The sequence below is a fragment of the Pseudomonas sp. lyk4-R2A-8 genome, assembly GCF_030209095.1.
Lineage (GTDB): Bacteria > Pseudomonadota > Gammaproteobacteria > Pseudomonadales > Pseudomonadaceae > Aquipseudomonas > Aquipseudomonas quebecensis.
This window is the reverse complement of sequence record NZ_JARVSS010000009.1, coordinates 126,616-147,390: the sequence shown is the minus strand read 5'-3', so window position 1 is coordinate 147,390 and position 20,775 is coordinate 126,616. Positions and strand designations below refer to the sequence as shown.

The 20,775-nt window shown below is 60.3% G+C and carries 21 protein-coding genes; 18 read left to right on the top strand and 3 right to left on the bottom strand.

The genetic code is table 11. The annotated features are described in order from the left end of the window. Window positions 1–240 precede the first annotated feature (240 nt). The 12 genes from QRN10_RS10300 to QRN10_RS10245 all read left to right on the top strand — a co-directional run bounded on the left by QRN10_RS10300 (window position 241) and on the right by QRN10_RS10245 (window position 14,591). Window positions 241–2,178 carry a bifunctional 5-dehydro-2-deoxygluconokinase/5-dehydro-2-deoxyphosphogluconate aldolase gene (locus QRN10_RS10300; protein WP_253506880.1) on the top strand — a complete coding sequence of 646 codons (1,938 nt, stop codon included), beginning with the start codon at window positions 241–243 and terminating at the stop codon, window positions 2,176–2,178. Window positions 2,179–2,280: 102 nt separating this feature from the next. Continuing rightward, window positions 2,281–3,168: a myo-inosose-2 dehydratase gene (iolE, locus tag QRN10_RS10295; RefSeq protein WP_285428339.1), complete on the top strand. Its 888-nt coding sequence runs from the start codon at window positions 2,281–2,283 to the stop codon at window positions 3,166–3,168. A gap of 3 nt (window positions 3,169–3,171) precedes the next feature. Then, a complete protein-coding gene (gene iolB, locus QRN10_RS10290) occupies window positions 3,172–3,960 on the top strand; it encodes a 5-deoxy-glucuronate isomerase (RefSeq protein WP_253506883.1) in 789 nt (262 codons plus the stop codon). Between the two features lie 69 nt (window positions 3,961–4,029). After that, on the top strand, window positions 4,030–5,961 hold the full coding sequence (iolD, locus tag QRN10_RS10285) for a 3D-(3,5/4)-trihydroxycyclohexane-1,2-dione acylhydrolase (decyclizing) (RefSeq protein ID WP_181077137.1): 1,932 nt from the start codon (window positions 4,030–4,032) through the stop codon (window positions 5,959–5,961). 19 nt (window positions 5,962–5,980) lie between these two features. Next, on the top strand, window positions 5,981–6,991 hold the full coding sequence (gene iolG / locus QRN10_RS10280; protein ID WP_253506886.1) for a bifunctional inositol 2-dehydrogenase/D-chiro-inositol 1-dehydrogenase: 1,011 nt from the start codon (window positions 5,981–5,983) through the stop codon (window positions 6,989–6,991). 61 nt (window positions 6,992–7,052) lie between these two features. Further along, window positions 7,053–8,081: a Gfo/Idh/MocA family protein gene (locus tag QRN10_RS10275; RefSeq protein WP_285428338.1), complete on the top strand. Its 1,029-nt coding sequence runs from the start codon at window positions 7,053–7,055 to the stop codon at window positions 8,079–8,081. Between the two features lie 128 nt (window positions 8,082–8,209). After that, window positions 8,210–8,374, top strand: a complete 165-nt coding sequence (locus tag QRN10_RS10270) for a hypothetical protein (protein ID WP_285428337.1) — start codon at window positions 8,210–8,212, stop codon at window positions 8,372–8,374. Between the two features lie 44 nt (window positions 8,375–8,418). Then, window positions 8,419–9,351 (top strand): sugar ABC transporter substrate-binding protein, encoded by a 933-nt coding sequence (locus tag QRN10_RS10265; RefSeq protein WP_181077144.1) that lies wholly within the window; start codon window positions 8,419–8,421, stop codon window positions 9,349–9,351. Between the two features lie 65 nt (window positions 9,352–9,416). Beyond that, a complete protein-coding gene (locus QRN10_RS10260; protein ID WP_181077146.1) occupies window positions 9,417–10,970 on the top strand; it encodes a sugar ABC transporter ATP-binding protein in 1,554 nt (517 codons plus the stop codon). Window positions 10,971–11,028: 58 nt separating this feature from the next. Continuing rightward, entirely contained in the window at window positions 11,029–12,051 is a 1,023-nt protein-coding gene (locus QRN10_RS10255; protein ID WP_181077147.1) for an ABC transporter permease, read from the top strand. Window positions 12,052–12,411: 360 nt separating this feature from the next. Beyond that, complete coding sequence (locus QRN10_RS10250; protein WP_003191666.1) at window positions 12,412–12,816, top strand: TraR/DksA family transcriptional regulator; 405 nt, start codon at window positions 12,412–12,414, stop codon at window positions 12,814–12,816. A gap of 164 nt (window positions 12,817–12,980) precedes the next feature. Then, the gene (locus QRN10_RS10245; RefSeq protein WP_502941391.1) at window positions 12,981–14,591 is read left to right on the top strand and encodes a methyl-accepting chemotaxis protein; all 1,611 of its coding nucleotides are present in this window, start codon (window positions 12,981–12,983) and stop codon (window positions 14,589–14,591) included. A 24-nt stretch (window positions 14,592–14,615) separates the two neighbouring features. Here the strand turns inward: QRN10_RS10245 and QRN10_RS10240 are convergent, their stop codons facing one another. After that, window positions 14,616–14,858, bottom strand: coding sequence for a DUF2789 domain-containing protein (locus QRN10_RS10240; RefSeq protein ID WP_181077149.1), 243 nt, complete (start codon window positions 14,856–14,858; stop codon window positions 14,616–14,618). 73 nt (window positions 14,859–14,931) lie between these two features. Continuing rightward, window positions 14,932–15,162 carry a hypothetical protein gene (locus QRN10_RS10235; protein ID WP_181077150.1) on the bottom strand — a complete coding sequence of 77 codons (231 nt, stop codon included), beginning with the start codon at window positions 15,160–15,162 and terminating at the stop codon, window positions 14,932–14,934. A 797-nt stretch (window positions 15,163–15,959) separates the two neighbouring features. Between QRN10_RS10235 and QRN10_RS10230 the strand changes: the two genes are divergently transcribed. From QRN10_RS10230 to QRN10_RS10210, 5 genes are all read left to right on the top strand, one after another. Next, on the top strand, window positions 15,960–16,409 hold the full coding sequence (locus QRN10_RS10230) for a hypothetical protein (protein ID WP_253511822.1): 450 nt from the start codon (window positions 15,960–15,962) through the stop codon (window positions 16,407–16,409). 128 nt (window positions 16,410–16,537) lie between these two features. Further along, entirely contained in the window at window positions 16,538–17,554 is a 1,017-nt protein-coding gene (locus QRN10_RS10225; RefSeq protein ID WP_285428336.1) for an ABC transporter substrate-binding protein, read from the top strand. 84 nt (window positions 17,555–17,638) lie between these two features. Then, window positions 17,639–18,076 carry a DUF3995 domain-containing protein gene (locus QRN10_RS10220; RefSeq protein WP_253506895.1) on the top strand — a complete coding sequence of 146 codons (438 nt, stop codon included), beginning with the start codon at window positions 17,639–17,641 and terminating at the stop codon, window positions 18,074–18,076. A gap of 185 nt (window positions 18,077–18,261) precedes the next feature. Continuing rightward, on the top strand, window positions 18,262–18,591 hold the full coding sequence (locus QRN10_RS10215) for a hypothetical protein (RefSeq protein ID WP_181077158.1): 330 nt from the start codon (window positions 18,262–18,264) through the stop codon (window positions 18,589–18,591). A gap of 106 nt (window positions 18,592–18,697) precedes the next feature. Then, window positions 18,698–18,958, top strand: a complete 261-nt coding sequence (locus tag QRN10_RS10210) for a hypothetical protein (RefSeq protein WP_253506898.1) — start codon at window positions 18,698–18,700, stop codon at window positions 18,956–18,958. Window positions 18,959–19,287: 329 nt separating this feature from the next. Here QRN10_RS10210 and QRN10_RS10205 read toward each other — a convergent pair whose 3' ends face one another. Further along, window positions 19,288–19,650, bottom strand: coding sequence for an NUDIX hydrolase (locus QRN10_RS10205; RefSeq protein ID WP_181077164.1), 363 nt, complete (start codon window positions 19,648–19,650; stop codon window positions 19,288–19,290). 125 nt (window positions 19,651–19,775) lie between these two features. Between QRN10_RS10205 and QRN10_RS10200 the strand changes: the two genes are divergently transcribed. Then, window positions 19,776–20,756, top strand: a complete 981-nt coding sequence (locus QRN10_RS10200; RefSeq protein WP_253506901.1) for a Gfo/Idh/MocA family protein — start codon at window positions 19,776–19,778, stop codon at window positions 20,754–20,756. Window positions 20,757–20,775: the final 19 nt, after the last annotated feature.

Here is a 20,775-nt window from a genome sequence, read left to right as displayed (position 1 = left end):
CGCCAGTCTACAGGGTAGGCGCAAAAAAATACCCCGGCATCACGGCCGGCGGGGCTGGCTGAAACGATGCACGGCGGCTGGCGTGCCATTATGCCGGCTTATTGGAAAAAATATTCCACTAAAAATAATTATGGAATAAATATTGATTGGTGCCGCCGAACGTTCTAGTCTGCTCCACCAAGAGCGTTTGCCGTCGCCACGGCGGCACAACGCAGGCTGATAAAAATAATAGGAGCCAGCATGGGCCAGACTCGTTTTGCCAGTGGGCGTCAATTGGATCTGATTTGCCTCGGGCGCCTGGGCGTCGACCTCTATGCACAGCAAGTCGGTGCTCGGCTTGAGGACGTGTCCAGCTTCGCCAAGTACCTCGGCGGTTCCTCCGCCAATATCGCTTTCGGCACCGCGCGGCTGGGGCTCAAGTCGGCAATGCTCAGCCGCGTGGGCGACGACCATATGGGGCGTTTTCTGGTGGAGTCCCTGGCCCGTGAGGGCTGTGACGTCAGTGCGATCAAGGTCGACCCGGAACGCCTCACCGCGCTGGTGCTGCTCGGCCTCAAGGACCGCGAAACCTTCCCGTTGGTGTTCTACCGCGAGAACTGTGCCGACATGGCCCTGCGCGCCGAAGACATCAGCGAAGCGTTTATCGCTTCCAGCAAGGCGCTGTTGATCACCGGCACGCATTTCTCCACCGACGGCGTGTACAAGGCCAGCATCCAGGCCTTGGACTACGCGGCCAAACATAACGTCCAGCGCGTACTCGACATCGACTATCGGCCGGTGCTGTGGGGGCTGGCGGGCAAGGCCGATGGCGAAACCCGGTTTGTCGCCGACCAGAAGGTGAGCCAGCACGTGCAAAGCATCCTGCCGCGCTTCGACCTGATCGTCGGCACCGAAGAAGAGTTTTTGATCGCCGGCGGCAGTGCGGATTTGCTCACGGCCCTGCGCACGGTGCGCGGGCTGACGCCGGCGACGCTGGTGGTCAAGCTCGGCCCGCAAGGGTGCACGGTGATCCACGGCGCGATCCCGGCACGCTTGGAAGACGGTGCGATCTACCCCGGCGTACGGGTAGAAGTGCTCAACGTACTGGGGGCCGGCGATGCTTTTATGTCGGGCTTTCTCAGCGGTTGGCTGAATGACGCCAGCGACGAGCGTTGCAGCCAGTTGGCCAATGCCTGCGGCGGTCTGGTGGTGTCGCGCCATGCCTGTGCGCCGGCCATGCCCACGCCTGCCGAGTTGGATTACCTGTTCAGCAGCCCGGTGCCGATCACCCGGCCCGATCAGGACGAGACCCTGCAACGCCTGCACCGCGTGACCGTGCCGCGTAAGGCATGGAAGCAATTGTTTATCTTCGCCTTCGATCACCGCTGGCAGTTGGTGGACCTGGCCCAGCGCGGCGGCCAGGCCCCGGCGCGTATCAGCGACATCAAGCAGTTGTTTATCCAGGCCGTCGAGCGCGTGGAGCGCAAGCTCGCCGAGCAGGGCGTGGAGGCCGATGTGGGCCTGCTCGCCGACCAGCGCTTCGGCCAGGACGCACTCAATGCGGCCAGCGGGCGCGGCTGGTGGATCGCGCGCCCGGTGGAAGTGCAGAACTCGCGGCCGCTGACCTTCGAGCATGGACGGTCCATCGGCAGCAACCTGATCGCCTGGCCCCAGGAGCAGATCATCAAGTGCCTGGTGCAATACCATCCCGACGATGAACCCATGCTGCGCCTGGAGCAGGAAGCCCAACTCAAGGCGGTGTACGACGCGTCCCTGGTCAGCGGCCACGAGCTGCTGCTGGAAGTCATCCCGCCCAAGGAACACCCATCGACCTACCCGGATGTGCTCTACCGTAGCCTTAAGCGCCTGTACAACCTGGGCATCTACCCGGCGTGGTGGAAGATCGAGGCACAGTCGGCCGAAGACTGGAAGAAACTCGACGAGCTGATCCAGGCGCGCGACCCGTACTGCCGTGGCGTGGTGCTGCTGGGCTTGAATGCCTCGGCGGAATGTTTGGCCAGCGGGTTCCAGCAGGCCAGTCAGAGCACGACGTGCCGAGGATTTGCAGTGGGCCGCACGATCTTCCAGGAACCGAGCCGGTTGTGGATGGCGGGGGAGATCGATGATGAGACCCTGATTCAGCAAGTGCAGGCGACCTTCGAACAACTGATCAACGCCTGGCGCAGCGCGCGAACCTGACCACAGCTTTGAATGTGCGCTGCAATTCCAATGTGGGAGGGGCCAGCTCCCTCCCACAAAAAGCAGAACTCAGTGATACCCGAAAATAATAAAGGTGCAGCCATGCCCGCAATCCGAATTGGCATCAACCCGATCTCCTGGAGCAACGACGATCTGCCGGCCCTGGGCGGTGAAACGCCGCTGAGCACCGCGCTGAGCGAAGGCAAGGACATCGGCTACGAAGGCTTCGAACTCAGCGGCAAGTTCCCCAAGGACGCCAAAGGCGTCGGCGATGTGCTTCGGCCCTATGACCTGGCGCTGGTGTCGGGCTGGTATTCCAGCCGCCTGGCCCGGCGCTCGGTGGCCGAGGAAATCGAGGCCATCGCCGGCCATGTCGAGTTGCTCAAACAAAACGGCGCCAAGGTGCTGGTGTACGGCGAGGTGGCCGATTCGATCCAGGGCTCGCGCATTCGTCTGATCGAACGCCCGCGATTCCACAGCGAGCAGGCCTGGCAGGAGTACGCCGACAAACTTACCGAGCTGGCGCGCTTCACCCTGTCCCAGGGCGTGCGCCTGGCGTACCACCACCATATGGGCGCTTATGTCGAATCCCCTGAAGACATCGATCAACTGATGCAGCGCACCGGCCCGGAGGTCGGTCTGCTGTTCGACTCCGGCCACTGCTATATGGGCGGTGGCGAACCTATCGAAGTGCTGCGCAAACACATCGCGCGGATTTGCCATGTGCATTTCAAAGATGTGCGCAAGCCGGTGGTGCAGCTGGCGCGCAACCAGATGTGGAGCTTCCCCGACTGCATCGTCAACGGCACGTTCACCGTGCCCGGTGACGGCGATATCGATTTTGCCGAGTTGCTGGATGCATTGATGGCCGCGAAATATGAGGGCTGGCTGGTGGTTGAGGCCGAGCAGGACCCAGCCGTGGCGCCAAGCTATATCTATGCGAAAAAGGGCTACGACACCTTGCGTGCGCTGCTCGACGAGAGGACTTGAGTGATGAGCTTGTTGGTCAAAAGCAGCAAACGCGGACACACCATGGTTGCCCTGGAAGCAGGGCGGTTGGAGTACGTAGGCTTCTCGGCCTACCGCCTGAGCCTGGGCGAAACCCTGCCGGTCAGTGCCGCTGATAAAGAGCTGTGCCTGGTGCTGCTCAGTGGCCGAGTCACTATCGAAGGCGAAGGCTTCAACTGGCAGAACCTCGGTGATCGCCAGTCGGTGTTTGAGGAAAAATCGCCGTTCGCCGCGTACCTTCCACCGGGCACCGACGCCCAGGTCACCGCGTTGAGCGATGTGCAGATCGCCGTGTGCGCCGCACCCGGCGCGCCAGGCTATGAACCGCGCCTGATCCGTCCCGAAGACTGCAAGCGCAGCGTGCGCGGTAAAGGCGCCAACACCCGCTATGTGTGCGACATCCTGCCCGACAGCGCACCGGCCCATTCGCTGCTGGTGGTGGAAGTGCGCACGCCGTCGGGGCATTCGTCGAGCTACCCGCCGCACAAGCACGACACCGACGACCTGCCGCACCAGAGCTTCCTGGAAGAAACCTACTACCACCAGATCAACCCGCCCCAAGGCTTTGTGTTCCAGCGGGTGTACACCGACGATCGCAGCATCGACCAGGCCATGGCCGTGGAACACAGCGACCTGGTGGTGGTGCCCAAGGGGTATCACCCGGTCAGCGTGCCCTATGGCTACGAGTCGTATTACCTGAACGTAATGGCGGGCCCCAAGCGCGCCTGGCATTTCCATAACGACCCGCAGCACAGCTGGCTGCTGGATCTTTAGACGGGTTGGCGCGAGCGAGCGCGTGCCACATTGGATACCGACGGATTTGCATTCCTACAAGGTGCGAACATGACCACAACAAGATTAACCATGGCCCAGGCCCTGGTGAAGTTTTTGGACAACCAGTACATCGAAGTCGACGGCGTGCAGAGCAAGTTCGTCGCCGGCGTGTTCACGATTTTCGGCCACGGCAATGTGCTCGGCCTGGGGCAGGCGCTGGAGCAGGACAGCGGTGATTTGGTGGTGCATCAGGGCCGTAACGAGCAGGGCATGGCTCATGCCGCCATCGGTTTTGCCAAGCAGCACCTGCGTCGCAAAATCTACGCGTGCACCGCATCGGTCGGGCCCGGCGCGGCGAACATGCTCACCGCTGCGGCGACTGCCACGGCCAACCGTATTCCGTTGCTGCTGTTGCCGGGCGATGTGTACGCCAGCCGCCAGCCCGACCCGGTGCTGCAACAGATCGAGCAGTTCCACGACCTGAGCATCAGCACCAACGATGCGTTCCGCTCCGTGAGCAAGTACTGGGATCGCATCAACCGCCCCGAGCAATTGATGACGGCGGCAATTCATGCCATGCGCGTGCTCACCGACCCCGCCGAAACCGGCGCGGTGACCCTGGCGCTGCCCCAGGATGTGCAGGCCGAGGCCTGGGACTATCCGGACTACTTCCTGCAAAAGCGCGTGCACCGTATCGACCGCCGTCCGGCCACCGCCGCGATGATCGGCGATGCGTTGGAGGTTATGCGGGGCAAGCGCAAACCGCTGATCATCTGCGGCGGCGGGGTCAAGTACGCCGGCGCGAATGCCGCGCTGCAAGCCTTTGCCGAGCGCTTCGACATTCCTTTCGCCGAGACCCAGGCGGGCAAGAGCGCAATCGTGTCCGGGCACCGGCTTAACGTCGGTGGCATCGGCGAAACCGGTTGCCTGGCGGCCAACCTGCTGGCGCCTGAAGCGGACCTGATCATCGGTATCGGCACCCGCTACACTGATTTCACCACCTCGTCCAAATCGCTGTTCAAGCATGCCGAGGTGCAATTTCTGAACCTGAATATCAGCCCCTGCGATGCGTTGAAACTCGACGGCGTGCAAGTCGTGGCCGACGCCAAGGTCGCCCTCGAGGCGCTGGCCGATGCCCTCGGTGACTACCGCGCAGGTTGGGGCGAACAGATTGCCGCCGCCAAGGCGCAACTGGACGCCGAAGTCGAGCGCGTGCATCAGGTGGAGTACCACGGCGATGGCTTTGTGCCCGAGGTCGATGACCGTCTGGACCGCGCCGTACTGCGCGAATTTATCGAGCTGACCGGCTCGTGCCTGACCCAGAGCCGTGTGCTCGGCGTGCTCAATGCAAGCCTGGCCGACGACGCGATCATCGTCGCCGCCGCCGGCAGCCTGCCTGGCGATCTGCAGCGCGCCTGGCGCAGCAAGGGCGTGAATACCTACCACGTTGAATACGGCTACTCATGCATGGGCTATGAGATCAACGCCGCCCTCGGGGTGAAGCTCGCCGAGCCGAGCAAGGAGGTCTACGCATTGGTCGGCGATGGCTCCTACATGATGCTGCATTCCGAGCTGGCCACCTCGATTCAGGAGCGGCGCAAGATCAACGTGGTGTTGCTGGACAACATGGCCTTCGGTTGCATCAACAACCTGCAGATCGGCAACGGCATGGACAGCTTCGGCACCGAGTTCCGCTACCGCAACCCCGAGAGCGGCAAGCTTGACGGCAGCCTGGTACCGGTGGATTTCGCCATGAGCGCGGCGGCCTATGGCTGCAAGACCTACAAGGTCAGCACTGTGGAGCAGCTTGAAGCGGCCCTGGCCGATGCGCGCACGCAAGCCGTCTCGACCCTGATCGATATCAAGGTACTGCCCAAGACCATGGTTCACGGCTACCTGTCCTGGTGGCGGGTGGGAGTGGCGCAGGTGTCCACCAGCGAACGCACGAACGCGGCAGCGAAGAAACTCAACGAGCACCTGGCCAAGGCCCGGCAGTACTAATAACAAGAGGAGTGTGTGTATGTCTTTGAAGCTAGGTGTTATCGGGACCGGCGCCATCGGCCGCGACCATATCCGTCGTTGCAGCCAGACCTTGCTCAATAGCCAGGTGGTGGCGGTGACCGACATCAATCTGGACCAGGCCGCCAAGGTAGTTGCCGACTTGCAGTTGGCCGCCGAGGTGTACCCCGACGGCCATGCGCTGATCAACTCGGCCGAGGTTGAAGCGATCCTGGTGACCTCCTGGGGGCCGAGTCACGAAGAATTCGTGCTCGCGGCGATTGCCGCCGGCAAACCGGTGTTCTGCGAAAAGCCGCTGGCGGTGACCGCCGAAGGCTGCCGCAAGATCGTCGAAGCCGAAGTGGCCCATGGCAAGCGCCTGGTGCAGGTGGGCTTTATGCGCCCGTACGATGAGGGCTATCGCGCCCTTAAAGCCGTGATCGACAGCGGCCGGATCGGCGAACCCCTGATGCTGCACTGTGCACACCGCAATCCCAGGGTGGGTGAAAACTACAAGACCGACATGGCGATCACCGACACCTTGATCCACGAGCTGGATGTACTGCGCTGGTTGCTCGACGACGACTACGTGTCGGTGCAGGTGGTGTTTCCACGCAAGACCAGCAAGGCCCTGGCTCACCTGCGTGACCCGCAGATCGTGCTGCTGGAAACCGCCAAGGGCACGCGTATCGACGTGGAAGTGTTCGTGAACTGCCAGTACGGCTACGACATCCAGTGCGAAGTGGTGGGGGAGACCGGTATCGCCAAATTGCCGGAGCCGTCCCAGGTGCAGCTGCGCAGTGAGGCCAAGCTGTCGAATGCGATCCTGATGGATTGGAAGGATCGCTTTATCGGCGCCTATGACGTGGAGTTGCAAGCGTTCATCGATAGCGTGCGCGCCGGCAAGGTGGGCGGGCCGTCGGCGTGGGATGGCTTTGCCGCCGCGGTGGCGGCGGATGCGTGCATCGAGGCGCAGGGCAGTGGGCAGATCGTCAAGGTCAGCCTGCCGGAACGCCCACGCTTCTACGGCTGAACTTCTGGAGGCACGCTGAAAAAAATGGATTGGGTTTTCACTTCAAGTAAGGAGTGTCGATATGCGAATCGGACTAGTCGGCTATGGCCATGGAGGGCGCTTCTTTCATGCGCCGCTGATTGCCACCCTGCCGGGTGCCACGTTTGTCGGCGTGGTGACCCGTTCGGCCGAACGCCGCCAGCAATTGAGCATGGATCTTCCAGGGGTGAAGGCCTTTGACAGCATCGGCCAGATCGTCGAAGCCGGTGTCGATGCGCTGGTGATTTCCACCACGCTGAAAGGTCGCCCGGCACTGGTGCTGGAAGCCATCGAACACGGGGTGGCGGTGGTCAGCGACAAACCCTTTGCGGCCAACGCCGAACAGGCCCAGGCGTTGATTACGGCGGCTGAACGCCAGGGCACGTTGCTCAGCGTCTACCAGAACCGACGCTGGGACTCGGACTATCTGACCCTGCGCAAACTGATCGACGCCGGCGCCCTGGGCCGCATCACCCGGTTTGAATCCCGTGTGGAACGCTACAGCCCGCAGGCACTGGGCAATGCCAGTGGAGGCGGCTGGCTGCGTGACCTCGGCAGCCACCTGGTGGACCAGGCCCTGCAACTGTTCGGCGCGGTGGACCGGGTATTTGCGCAACTGCATTACAGCGCCGAGCATCCTACGGTCGATCATGGCTTCTTCGTTTCCCTGACTCACGCCAACGGCGTGATTTCCCATCTGTGGGGCAACGCCCTGCAGAACAGCCCGGCGCCGCGGTTTCGGGTGAGCGGCACGTTGGGTTGCTACACCGTCGAGGGGCTGGACGGTCAGGAAGAAGCGCTGATGGCCGGCAAAACGCCGAAAACCGAAGGCGAGCATTGGGGCGCCGAGGAACACCGGCGCTGGGGCTGGTTCGAGCAAGGGCCGGAACGTGAGCGCGTGCCATCGGAAAAAGGCTGTTGGACTCAGTTCTATCGCCAGTTTCAAGCGGCGGTACAAGGGCACAGGCCGCTGCCCGTGGACGTTTATGACGCGCTGGAAACCACCCGCATATTGGACGCTGCACGCCTGAGCGCCGAGCGCCAGCAAGTGGTTTCAACAAAAATAGAATAAAATTCTAAAACAGGTTGATATGGAAATTATTTTCCAATAAAGTCTTTTCCAGGTTGCAAAAAGTACGTCGCGGGCTCGATCCGCACGGCTCAACAAAAACAAGATCAAAAACAACCAGGTACCGTCAGATGAAAATCTTCAACGCTGTACTGCGAGTTTTACGCTCCCTCTCTGCGCCACGCGCCCGGCCGTTCTACTTCTCCTTCCTTAATGTGCTGTGCGTCGAAAACAACGACGCGCTGGTGTGCTGCATCCCCGGCGCGCCGATCGTGCGATTGCCCGCCACGCTCTGAGAACGTCCAAACAAAACCAACAAGAAGGTGGAGACAGACCGTTCATGAAGACCCCGATCCGTTTTACCGCGCTGGCGTTGTCCTTGTTGCTGAGTAGTGTTGCCATGGCCGCCGATCTGAAGATTGGCGTGAGCATGTCCTCATTCGATGACAACTACCTGACCAATGTGCGCAAGTACATGGACCAACAAGCCAAGTCCTACCCCAAGGGAGATGGCGTACAACTGCAGTTCGAAGACGCCCGTGCCGATGTGGTCAAGCAACTGAGCCAGGTCGAGAATTTTATCGGCCAGAAAGTTGATGCGATCATCGTGAACCCGGTGGATACCGCCTCCACGGCGCGAATCAGCAAGGCCGCCATTGAGGCCGGAATTCCCTTGGTCTACGTCAACCGTCGCCCCGACCAGAAAGACTTGCCCAAAGGCGTCGCGGCCGTGACTTCCGACGATGAAGAAGCCGGCAAGCTGCAAATGCAGTACATCGCCGACAAACTGGGCGGCAAGGGCAAGATCGTCATTCTGTTGGGCGACCTGGCGAACAACTCCACTCAAAACCGCACAAAGGGCGTGAAAGAGATTCTGGCTAAATACCCAGGCATCGAAATCGAGCAGGAGCAGACGGGGACGTGGCTGCGCCAGACCGGCATGGATCTGGTGAACAACTGGCTGACCCAAGGTCGCGATTTCCAGGCGGTACTGGCCAATAACGATGAGATGGCAATCGGCGCAGCCATGGCGCTCAAGTCGGCCGGCAAGGAAAAGGGCAGTGTATTGATCGCGGGCGTCGACGGCACGCCGGACGGTTTGAATGCGATTACCAAGGGCGAAATGGCCGTGTCGGTGTTCCAGGACGCCAAGGGCCAGGCTGTCGGTTCAGTGGAAGCGGCGCGCAAGCTGGCCAGGAACGAGACGATCGAGCAGAACATTGTCATCCCGTTCAAGCTGATCACCCCGGATAACGTCAAAGACTTCAAGTAGCCCTCACACCACAATAATAAGCCGGCGGGGCGGTTATGCCCGCTCCGCCGATGGAGTACCTGCCTATGCTCGCTCAAGCCACCGTCCCGCAGCACCCGGGTATCCAGCCGCTTACGCTGGAGGAGCCCTACCTGCTGGAAATCGTCAACATCAGCAAAGGCTTCCCCGGTGTCGTGGCCCTGGATGATGTGCAGCTGCGCGTGCGCCCTGGCTCCGTGTTGGCGCTGATGGGCGAGAACGGAGCGGGCAAATCGACGCTGATGAAAATCATCGCCGGAATCTACCAGCCCGACAGCGGCGAAATTCGCCTGCGCGGCAAGCCGATCGTGTTCGACACGCCCCTGGCCGCCCAGAAAGCCGGGATCGCGATGATCCATCAGGAACTCAACCTGATGCCGCACATGACCATCGCCGAGAACATCTGGATCGGCCGCGAGCAGCTCAACGGCCTGCATATGGTCAATCACCGTGAAATGCACCGCTGCACCGCCGAGTTGCTGGCGCGCCTGCGTATCAACCTGGACCCTGAGGAGCAGGTAGGCAACCTGAGCATCGCCGAGCGACAGATGGTCGAGATTGCCAAGGCGGTGTCCTATGACTCCGACATCCTGATCATGGATGAACCGACATCGGCCATTACCGAGAAGGAAGTGGCCCACCTGTTTTCGATCATTGCCGACCTCAAGTCACAAGGCAAAGGCATCGTCTACATCACGCATAAAATGAACGAAGTGTTCGCCATCGCCGACGAGGTGGCGGTATTTCGCGACGGCCGCTACATCGGCCTGCAGCGCGCCGACAGCATGGACAGCGACAGCCTGATTTCGATGATGGTGGGCCGCGAACTGAGCCAACTGTTCCCGGTGCGCGAAACCCCGATCGGCGAGCGGCTGATGTCGGTGCGCGACCTGCGCCTGGACGGGGTGTTCAAGGGGGTGTCGTTCGACCTGCACGCCGGCGAGATCCTCGGGATCGCCGGGCTGATGGGCTCGGGCCGTACCAATGTGGCCGAAACCCTGTTCGGCATTACCCCGGCGGACGGCGGCCGGATCACCCTCGATGGCGAGCCGGTGCGCATCAGCGACCCGCACATGGCCATCGACAAAGGCTTCGCGCTGCTGACCGAGGATCGCAAGCTCAGTGGGCTGTTCCCCTGTCTGTCGGTATTGGAAAACATGGAGATGGCCGTGCTGCCGCACTATTCGGGTAACGGTTTTATCCAGCAAAAAGCCCTGCGTGCGCTGTGCGAAGACATGTGCAGGAAGCTGCGGGTGAAAACGCCGTCGCTGGAGCAGTGCATCGATACGTTGTCCGGCGGCAACCAGCAGAAGGCGTTGCTGGCGCGCTGGCTGATGACCAACCCACGCCTGCTGATCCTCGACGAGCCGACACGGGGCATCGACGTCGGTGCCAAGGCCGAGATCTACCGGTTGATTGCTTTCCTTGCCAGCGAAGGCATGGCGGTGATCATGATTTCTTCGGAATTGCCCGAAGTGCTGGGCATGAGCGACCGGGTGATGGTGATGCACGAAGGCGAACTCATGGGCACCCTCGACCGCAGTGAGGCGACCCAGGAAAAAGTCATGCAGCTGGCCTCCGGTATGACCGCGGTCCACTGACAAACAGCTGCACGGGCCGGTGTCTGGCCCGCGCCCAAGAATAAGAAGGTGAAGGGTTATGAACGCAATAACAGACAACAAGCCTGCCATGGCCCCGGTCAAGCACCGGCGGCGAATACCCACCGAGCTGAGCATCTTCCTGGTGCTGATCGGCATCGGCCTGGTGTTTGAGGTGTTCGGCTGGATCGTGCGTGACCAGAGCTTCCTGATGAACTCCCAGCGCCTGGTGTTGATGATCCTGCAGGTGTCGATCATCGGTCTGCTGGCCATCGGCGTGACCCAGGTGATTATTACCACGGGGATCGACTTGTCCTCGGGCTCGGTGCTGGCATTGTCGGCGATGATTGCCGCCAGCCTGGCGCAGACCTCGGACTTCTCGCGGGCGGTGTTTCCCAGCCTGACCGACCTGCCGGTGTGGATCCCGGTAGCCATGGGCCTGGGAGTAGGGCTGCTGGCGGGGGCGATCAACGGCAGTATCATCGCCGTCACCGGTATTCCGCCGTTTATCGCCACACTGGGCATGATGGTTTCGGCACGTGGCCTGGCGCGTTATTACACCGAAGGGCAGCCGGTGAGCATGCTGTCCGATTCCTACACCGCGATCGGCCACGGCGCGATGCCGGTGATCATCTTTCTGGTGGTGGCGGTCATCTTCCACATCGCCCTGCGCTACACCAAATACGGCAAGTACACCTACGCCATCGGCGGCAATATGCAGGCGGCGCGTACGTCGGGGATCAACGTCAAGCGCCACCTGATCATTGTCTACAGCATCGCCGGTCTGCTGGCGGGCCTGGCGGGTGTGGTGGCGTCGGCGCGCGCGGCGACAGGCCAGGCCGGCATGGGCATGTCTTACGAGCTGGATGCGATTGCCGCCGCCGTGATCGGCGGCACCAGCCTGGCGGGCGGGGTAGGGCGCATTACCGGCACGGTGATTGGCGCACTGATCCTGGGCGTGATGGCCAGCGGGTTTACGTTTGTGGGGGTGGATGCGTATATCCAGGACATCATCAAGGGCCTGATCATCGTGGTGGCTGTGGTGATCGATCAATATCGCAATAAGCGCAAGCTTAAACGCTGAGCTGTAAGGCACAAGGCACAAGGCACAAGGCACAAGCTGCAAGCTGCAAGCTGCAAGTCCGATTGGCTCTACAGCTTGTCGCTTGCAGCTTGCGGCTTATAGCTGCTCTACGAACTTTCCTGCTATAAACGCACTCCGATAACCATTCGCCAAGCCCGTCCTGGTGTCTTTGGGGGTTATATCGGTAAAAATGCCTGTCTTTTCAGTTGCTGCGCCCTCAAGTCGGCCTTAGACTGCCGCCCCTCGTAAATTGAGTGCCGGGTGGCGCTTGGAATGGACGGCGCCCTTCCGAGACCTGCACAGGTCGGCCGGAACGCTCCCTTATTCGCCTTAATGCACGTATTTTTTATAGAGAAATCAATGACAAAGGAAAAGTTGCTGGCCATGCCGGCGGATGACTACATGAATGCCGAACAGCACGCTTTTTTCGAGAAGTTGCTGCAAGACATGAAAGTGGAACACCACGAGCGCATTGAACAGAACCGTATCGCCATTGAAAGCCTGGACACCCCGGCTGACCCGGCCGACGCTGCTTCCGTGGAAGAAGAGCGCACCTGGCTGGTCAACGCCATCGACCGCGACCAGCGCATGCTGCCGCAGCTTGAGCGTGCCCTGGAACGCATCAAGGAAGATTCCTTCGGCTGGTGCGATGACAGCGGCGAGCCTATCGGCCTCAAGCGCCTGCTGATCAGCCCGACCACCAAGTACTGCATAGAAGCGCAAGAGCGCCACGAGCAGATCGACAAGCATCAGCGCCAAGCCTGATGCGGTGAAGCCGGGGAACCGTTCCTACGGTTCCCTGGAGGAAGACCCGCTACACCCCGTCTACTATTGATCTACTGCACGGCACCCCACTAAAGGCCCATGGATAATGGCCCGATAGTGGCGTTTAATGCCGTGACAATAAAGACAAACAGTGGGGTGACGAAATGGCTGGGGACGGATCTCTGATGGGCGCAGCAGTGCCGCCACACGCAGTGGCGCGCCGCTTGCCCGGCTGGTTGACGCCGCTGTTGCAGAGCACCGCTCTGGTGCTGGTGCTGCTGGGCCTGGCGTTTGCCAATCTGCCGATCTACCTGTGCCTGACGCTGGCGCTGCTGGTGGTCTGGCTGCCCCGTTTGAAGGCGCGCGCGCCGGACACTGTCGCTGCCTCTAACGCCGATGCGATTGGCGAACTCACCCGCGACCTGTCCTATACCACCAGCCATAACGCGCTGTCCGCGGCCGGCGTGGCCTATTCGGTCAAGCAACTGGCGGCGCGCCTGCAATCCCAATTGACGGCGGCCAAGCAGATTGTCGGCAATGCTGAAGTCATGATCAGCACCGAGCAGGTCACGTCCCAACTCAGCCGGCAGGCCCTGGGTGCCGCCAGCCAGGCCCATCAACGCAGTACCGAAGGCCGGGAAGTGCTGGTGCAATCGATCACCCGCATGCGTCAGCTGAGCCAGCGCGCCAATGCCAGCCGCGAGCTGATCGAAGCCTTGAGCCAGCGCAGTGAGGAAATCCAACGGGTGACCCTGGTGATTCAGTCCATCGCCAGCCAGACCAACCTGTTGGCGCTCAATGCCGCCATCGAGGCGGCGCGGGCCGGCGAACATGGGCGCGGGTTCGCGGTGGTGGCCGACGAAGTGCGCGGCCTGGCCGGGCGTACAGCCACGGCCACCGATGAGGTCGGGGTGATGGTGGCGGATATCCAGCAGCGCACGGCCCAGGTGGTGGAGCAGATCCGCCAATTGTCGGCAGATCTGCACACCGGTGTCGAGCAGGTGGAACACGCGGGGGAGCAATTGGACAACATTGCCAGCCTGGCGGCGGATGTGGAAGGCCAGGTCAACCAGATCGCCCAGGGCACCGACACCAACCAGGCCCAGCTCGACAGCCTGTTCCATGCCGTCGAACAGATGCGCAGCGATTTAAGCGTCAGCGATGCGCAGACCCGCCAGTTGGCCGAAGCCGCCGTGCAGATGGAAGGGCAGGCCGAAATCATCAGCGAACGTCTCGCGGCGGTGGGGCTTGATGATTATCACCAGCGGGTCTATGACCTGGCGCGTGAAGGCGCGAGCCGCATAGGCGCGCAGTTCGAAGCGGACGTGCAGCAGAACCGTATCAGCCTGGATGACCTGTTCGACCGTACTTACACCCCGATTCCCAACACCAGCCCGAGCAAGTACCACACCCGCTTCGACGGCTATACCGACAAAGTGCTGCCACCGATCCAGGAGGCACTGTTGCCGCGTCACGAAGGGTTGGTGTTTGCCATTGCCTGCACGCCGCAGGGCTATGTGCCCACCCATAACGCGGCGTTTTCCCAGCCGTTGACCGGGGATGCGCAAGTGGATGCGGTACAGAACCGCACCAAGCGCAAATTCGACGACCGCACGGGGATTCGCTGCGGCAGTCATCAGCAGGCGGTGTTACTGCAGACCTACACCCGCGATACCGGCGAGCTGATGCATGATCTGTCGGTACCGATCATGGTCAACGGCCGGCATTGGGGCGGTTTGCGCCTGGGTTATAAACCGGAAAGTGCCAAGCGCTGAGGTTAGACGCGACTGTCGCTCGCATCACGCCTTGGCGGGCTCATGCAACAGAGCGTTCAGGTCATCCACCGCCGGCGCCCATTCGGCGTCGACGTGTAATTGCTCCTTGAGAAAGCTCGCTTGTTGCTCGCTCCAGAACGGCGCATCGATCAATTTCACGTCGTCCGGCAGACGGTGAGCGGCGGTGAACTGCTCGATCGCTTCCTGGGACGAGTCCAGGCCGAGTTGATCGAACAGGGTTTCCAGGGTTGGGGTCGTGGTGTCCATCGAATATCTCCATGCGGGCTGAGGGGCGTTATGCATGGGAGACTTCTGGCAATGCAGAGTTCGAATTAGTTTGTCAGGAGGTCAGCGCGCCTGCATCCACGGCGGTCTTGAGGGCCTGGGCCGACTCTCTGGCAGCATGGGCGGCCGCTTCCTCGGTCTTGAACCAGCGGTCTTTTTCTACCTGGTGGGTGCTCATCGCACTTGAAGGTGGTTTGGCGCGCATCACGATCACTGCTTGAAATTCCCCGTCTACTTCCCTGGCTTCGCCGCGAATAAAAAATTCGCCGATATCAAATTCCGTCACGTATAGCCTTCCCTTCGAGGTATTCAACTGCACTGATGAAACCTGACCCGCACAGGGGGGCAAACTTCAATGGACGGGCCAGTATGGCAGTAGTTGGAGGGCAACGGCGCGGTAAAGTCAGCCAGGTGACGAAACGATCCCGTCATACAGCATGGCTTCCAGTTGCTTGGCCAGTTCGCAGGCCTTGCCGTGGCCGCTGCGAAAGCCTCGAATCCGGCCACTGGTGACTTCCATGATATGAAAGAAATCTCTTCCGGCCGGCACCACTTGGTAAAGAACGGAATTGGAGTACCCATTCAGGCTCTGCACACAGTAATATTGGCGCGCGTCGGTACATGCTGAACGCGTATTGAAAGACGTAGCGGGGTCATGACTGCGTTGCATGGTCAGCTCCTTTCGATCAGTCTTATGAATTGAACGGCAGCGTTGCAGAGTGGTTTGGCCCTATGTGGCTGCTTTAGTATGATTGTTGTTGTCGGTCGACACTCGGTTCCATGCCGAGGTATTTTGTTAAGTGTTGAGTGTCGGAAAACGACGTTTTCCATCGGGTTTTTCTCTGAAGAGGCGCGACCGGTATTCTCCGGTCACTGAACCTGTGATTTCCTGTGAACGCCGTTGACCTGGCATCAGGTCGATCGATGTGCGCCTGCACCGACGGCGCGGCAGGATGTTTCTTCGGGTTTTCAACGAATAGGTTGTGTCATCGAGCCGTTACGGCCGTTTTGTGTGCTGCCCGTTTTTGCGGACAGCACTTTTTTTGATGTGGGGGCTTTTCCTTGGCAGTCAGTAATCTGGATATGCACGCACTGTTCGTGCTGGGTGATTTACGCGCAAAGTTGGTCAAACAGTTCCAGTCCCGTTTTGTTTACGTCACCGAGCAGACGCCTGAAGGTATCTACATCGCCGAAATCGATACTGAAACGGCGATGGTGGTGGATGACAAGCAGCATCTGGAACTTAAGGTAGGCGACCATTTTCGAGCGGCTGTATTGCCCAGTCGTGAAGGTGGCAAGTTTGAATTGAAGTTTCGCGATATCAAGTTAACGGTATATGGCCTGGGCGATTACGCCTTTGTTTCTTCGGCCGAAGGCGAGGGCATCCTATTCAAGGAAGGCCATAGCGTCATGCTGGTGTTCGCCGCCCATGAACAATTGCAGGAAGGCCTGACCAAGACCCTCAAGGCCGTGACCGCCAAGGCCGCCAAGTGGCGCAAGGGTGAGCTGGTGACGTTCAAGGCCAGTGAGTAACGCATTTATAACACCCCCTTGCGGTGTCTTTCGGAACCTCTACTACAGTTGAGTTGACTTAACTATTCAGGGGCTTCGCGCGTTCGCAGCAAAGCCATCCGCTATGGCTGCAGTAACGCGAGGTAGGCATGAAAGGTTTGAGAACCCTGTTGGCGGCGTCACTGACGAGCCTGAGTCTGTCGATGGCCTCCTTGCCGGTTTGCGCCGCGCAGGCCCCGGTGCATTTTGCCGACCTGAATTGGGAAAGCGGCAGCCTGATTACCGAAGTGCTGCGGTTTATCGTCGAGAAGGGCTACGACTTGCCCACCGACACCCTGCCAGGCACGACCATTACCCTGGAAACCGCACTGGCGAAGAATGACATCCAGGTGATCGGCGAAGAGTGGGCCGGCCGCAGCCCCGTGTGGGTCAAAGCCGAGGCCGAAGGCAAGGTGGCGGGGCTGGGCGATACCGTCAAGGGCGCGACCGAAGGCTGGTGGGTGCCGGAGTACGTGGTCAAGGGCGACCCCGCCAAAGGCATCAAGCCGCTGGCGCCGGACCTCAAGAGCGTCAATGACCTGGCGCGCTACAAAGACGTGTTCAAAGACCCGGAATCGCCCGGCAAGGGGCGCTTTCTCAACAGCCCCATCGGCTGGACCTCGGAAGTGGTCAACAAGCAGAAACTCAAAGCTTATGGCCTGGACGACAGCTATGTGAACTTCCGCAGCGGCTCGGGCGCGGCGCTGGATGCGGAAATTGCTTCATCGATCCGCCGCGGCAAGCCAGTGCTGTTCTACTACTGGTCGCCGACGCCCTTGATGGGGCGCTACAAACTGATTCAGCTGGAAGAACCACCGTTCGATGCCGAGGCCTGGAAGACGCTGACGGATGCGGATAACCCCAATCCGAAACCGACCCGCTCGCTGGCGTCGAAGTTGAGTATCGGCGTGTCGACGCCGTTCCAGAAAGACCACCCGCAGATCGCCGATTTTTTCCAGAAGGTCGAATTTCCCATTGAGCCGCTGAACAAAGCCTTGGCGACCATGAGCGAAAATCACACCCCGCCAAGGGAGGTTGCCCAGGCGTTTCTCAAGGACCATCCCGAGGTATGGAAAGCCTGGCTGACCGAGGATGTGGCGCAGAAGGTCGAGGCCAGCCTGAAGTAGGCAACGGGTTGCTGTGCGACGAAATACCGGCAAAAAAAGCCAGGGCGGCTATTCTCTTGCGCATCTTTTCATGGAGAGCCCGTCATGAGCTTGGTGATTGCACGGTGGATCGTCGGCATATTCACCGGTATCAGCGTGGTGCATTTGTATTGGGCCGCCGGCGGCAAGCTTGGCAGCCTCGCCGCCATCCCCCAACTGCCCGGCGAATTCGCCAGCGGTCCGCGCCCGGCATTCAAGCCTTCGGCCCTGGGCACCTTTCTGGTCGCAATGGGGCTGGTGGCGATTGCCTTGCTCGTCTGCCTGCGCGCCGGCCTGTACTTTTCCCCGGTTTCCCACCGTGCGCTGCAATGGGGTATCAGTGTCATTGCCGTACTGATGTTTGCCAGGGCGATTGGCGATTCGGAGCTGGTGGGTTTTTTCAAGAAAGTCAGTGGATCGACGTTTGCTCGATGGGATACATACCTGTACTCGCCGCTGTGCCTGGTGCTGGGGGTAGGGTTGCTGGTGGTGGCGTGGGTGTGAAGCACACAGACGTCTATACAGCGCTGGTACGGCGCCGAGGCCGTGATCAGAGCGCTTGCTCCCTTGTAATTCGATGTGAATTGAGGCCGTGACCGCATAACCCAATAAGGCATTTTAATGGCCCCTTTGTAACAAAATCCTCGCCAGAATCGCGTTTATTTTCAGGTGGTTAGGCGGGGATGCAAATGCGCAATGTTGGAATCATGCTGATTGCTTGCTCCCTGGCGGGCGGTGCGGCTGCGGTGCAGGCGCGGGAGTTGCGCGAAGGGGACAAGTACATGTGCAGCTGGGGTGCGGGCACGGCCGCCAGGGCTCAAGAGTTGAAGCTGTCGGGTGTGTCGTTGTATGCCGCCCGGCAGAAGATCCAGACCATCAAGTTCAGCAAGTCCTGGATGCGCATGATGGCCATGGGGATTACCGAACAGACGTATGACAGCCGGTCACGGCTCAAACCTGAGGCCATTCGCCAGAGTTTTTATCAGGACTGTGTGCGTTATAAGGTGGCGCGCAAGTAAGCGAGCGGCGCTGCGTGCGCGGGATTACAAATCCCCCACAAACCCTGTGTTTGCATTTGCATACAATTGCGCCCGTAATTGCCAATTGAGCAGGGCGCCAGCGGTCATGCAGCAGCCACATCACCCTTCATCCAACAGCCTGCGCTACCTGATAGCCGCCGTGGTCGGCATTGCACTGATGCTTGGCGCCTATTTCATGCATATCAATGCCCAGGCTGATCGCGAGCGAGCGATGGCTGCCGAGCGTCTGGCGCTGTGCCAGCAAGTGGCGCGGGTCGCCAGTGTGACTGCGAACGGCAGCCTGGATGTGCGCGATACATGTGAGCAATTAAGCGAACAATCGCAGAAAAGTACGCCGCAGTTATAAGTAATAACCCTTGGTTATTTAAGGACTAATACTGTTAGTTGCACCAAAAAGTGGCATCTGGATGTTCTGTTGCCCTAAAAAAGATGTGGTTATTGAAGGACTTACAGCGCTTTTATTCCGACGAAAGGACTCCGGTAATCTTGTTACAGCTTTTTACTGCGGTTAACATAGCCTCGCGTTCACCTCCCACGGTTTATGCATTTTTAAATCCCAAGTTTCCATCAGCTACTTGGGATTTTTTTTGCCTGGGATTTAACCTTGGCGTCAAACTTGATCTTCGGCAAACGCCGCGCGCTGTACCCAGTCAACCACGCTGACCCAGCTCTGATTTACAGGCGGCGCACAAAGGATTTGACGATGTGGCGAGTGGCGTCGGTGGTGTCCAGCTGATCCATGGCGGTATAGGCATGCCAATGGCAATCGACGATCTCATTGCGTGGACGGGCCTCTTCGATGTTCACCACGGAGGCTTCGAACACGTGATGCACGGTGTCGCGGGCCTTGAGTTCCTGCAGGTACAGCAAACCGTCCACGCTCAATCCGGTTTCTTCTTCCAGCTCACGTGCAGCCGCGCCCACTGGACGTTCGTCGCGTTCGACCTTGCCACCGGGCAACGCCCATTTCGATCGGGCCTTGCGCACAAAGAGGATATGCCCCTCATGTTCGCAAATGACCGTAGCCCTGATTTTCATCGTCTGTGCCCTTCAGGTGATGACTGTCACAAAAGTGTAATGCAATTGTCATGCTAAGTGGTTATGGCGCGTGGCCGCGGGTATGTGGATACTGCCCGATTGATCCAAAAGCACGAGGTAAACAGATGAGTACCGTACGCTGGGGCATGATCGGCTGTGGCAGTGTCACTGAAGTAAAGAGTGGACCCGCATTCTATAAAGCGCCAGGTTCGGCCCTGGTGGCGGTGATGGGGCGTCGCGAGGAGGCGGTGCGCGATTATGCGGCACGCCACGGCATCGCCCGTTTCTATACCGACGCCCAGGCACTGATCGACGACCCTGAAGTGGACGCGGTGTACATCGCCACACCGCCCGACAGCCATCTCGAATACAGCCTGATGGTGGCCGCGGCCGGCAAGCATTGCTGCGTTGAAAAGCCCATGGCGCTGAACGCCGAACAGAGTGCGCTGATGCAGCGCACGTTCGAGCGTGCCGGCCTGCACCTGTTCGTCTCCTACTACCGGCGTTCGCTGCCGCGTTTCCAGCAAGTACGCGAGTGGCTGCGCGAGGGGCGCATTGGGGAACTGCGCCACTTGACCTGGACCCTGTGCAAACCGCCGGGCGCCGAGGATGGCAGTGCCGCCAACTGGCGTACCGATCCGGCGATTGCCGGCGGTGGCTACTTCGCCGACCTGGCCAGCCATGGCTTCGATTTATTTCAGTACCTGGCCGGGGACATCGTCGAAGTGTCGGGCTTCACTGCGCGCCAGGCCGGGCGCTACGCGGCCGAAGATGCAGTGACGGCCTGCTGGACCTTCAGTTCGGGCGCCCTGGGCATGGGCTGCTGGAACTTTGTCGCCGACCGTCGCGAAGACAGCGTCGAGCTCATCGGCAGCCGCGGGCGCATTCAGTTTTCGGTGTTCGAAGACCAGCCGCTGCGCCTGCAAGGGGAGTGCGATCAAGTGCTGGAGGTGCCGTGCCATGCGCATATCCAATGGCATCACGTGCTGGCCATGAACGCGCATATTCGCGGCGAAGCCGAGCATCCGTCCTTGGCCATCGAGGCGCTGAAGACCGATCGGATTCTGGACAAGGTGTTGCAACGTAACCCCAATCATCCTGGCTAACTGCGGTACACCGGTTTTT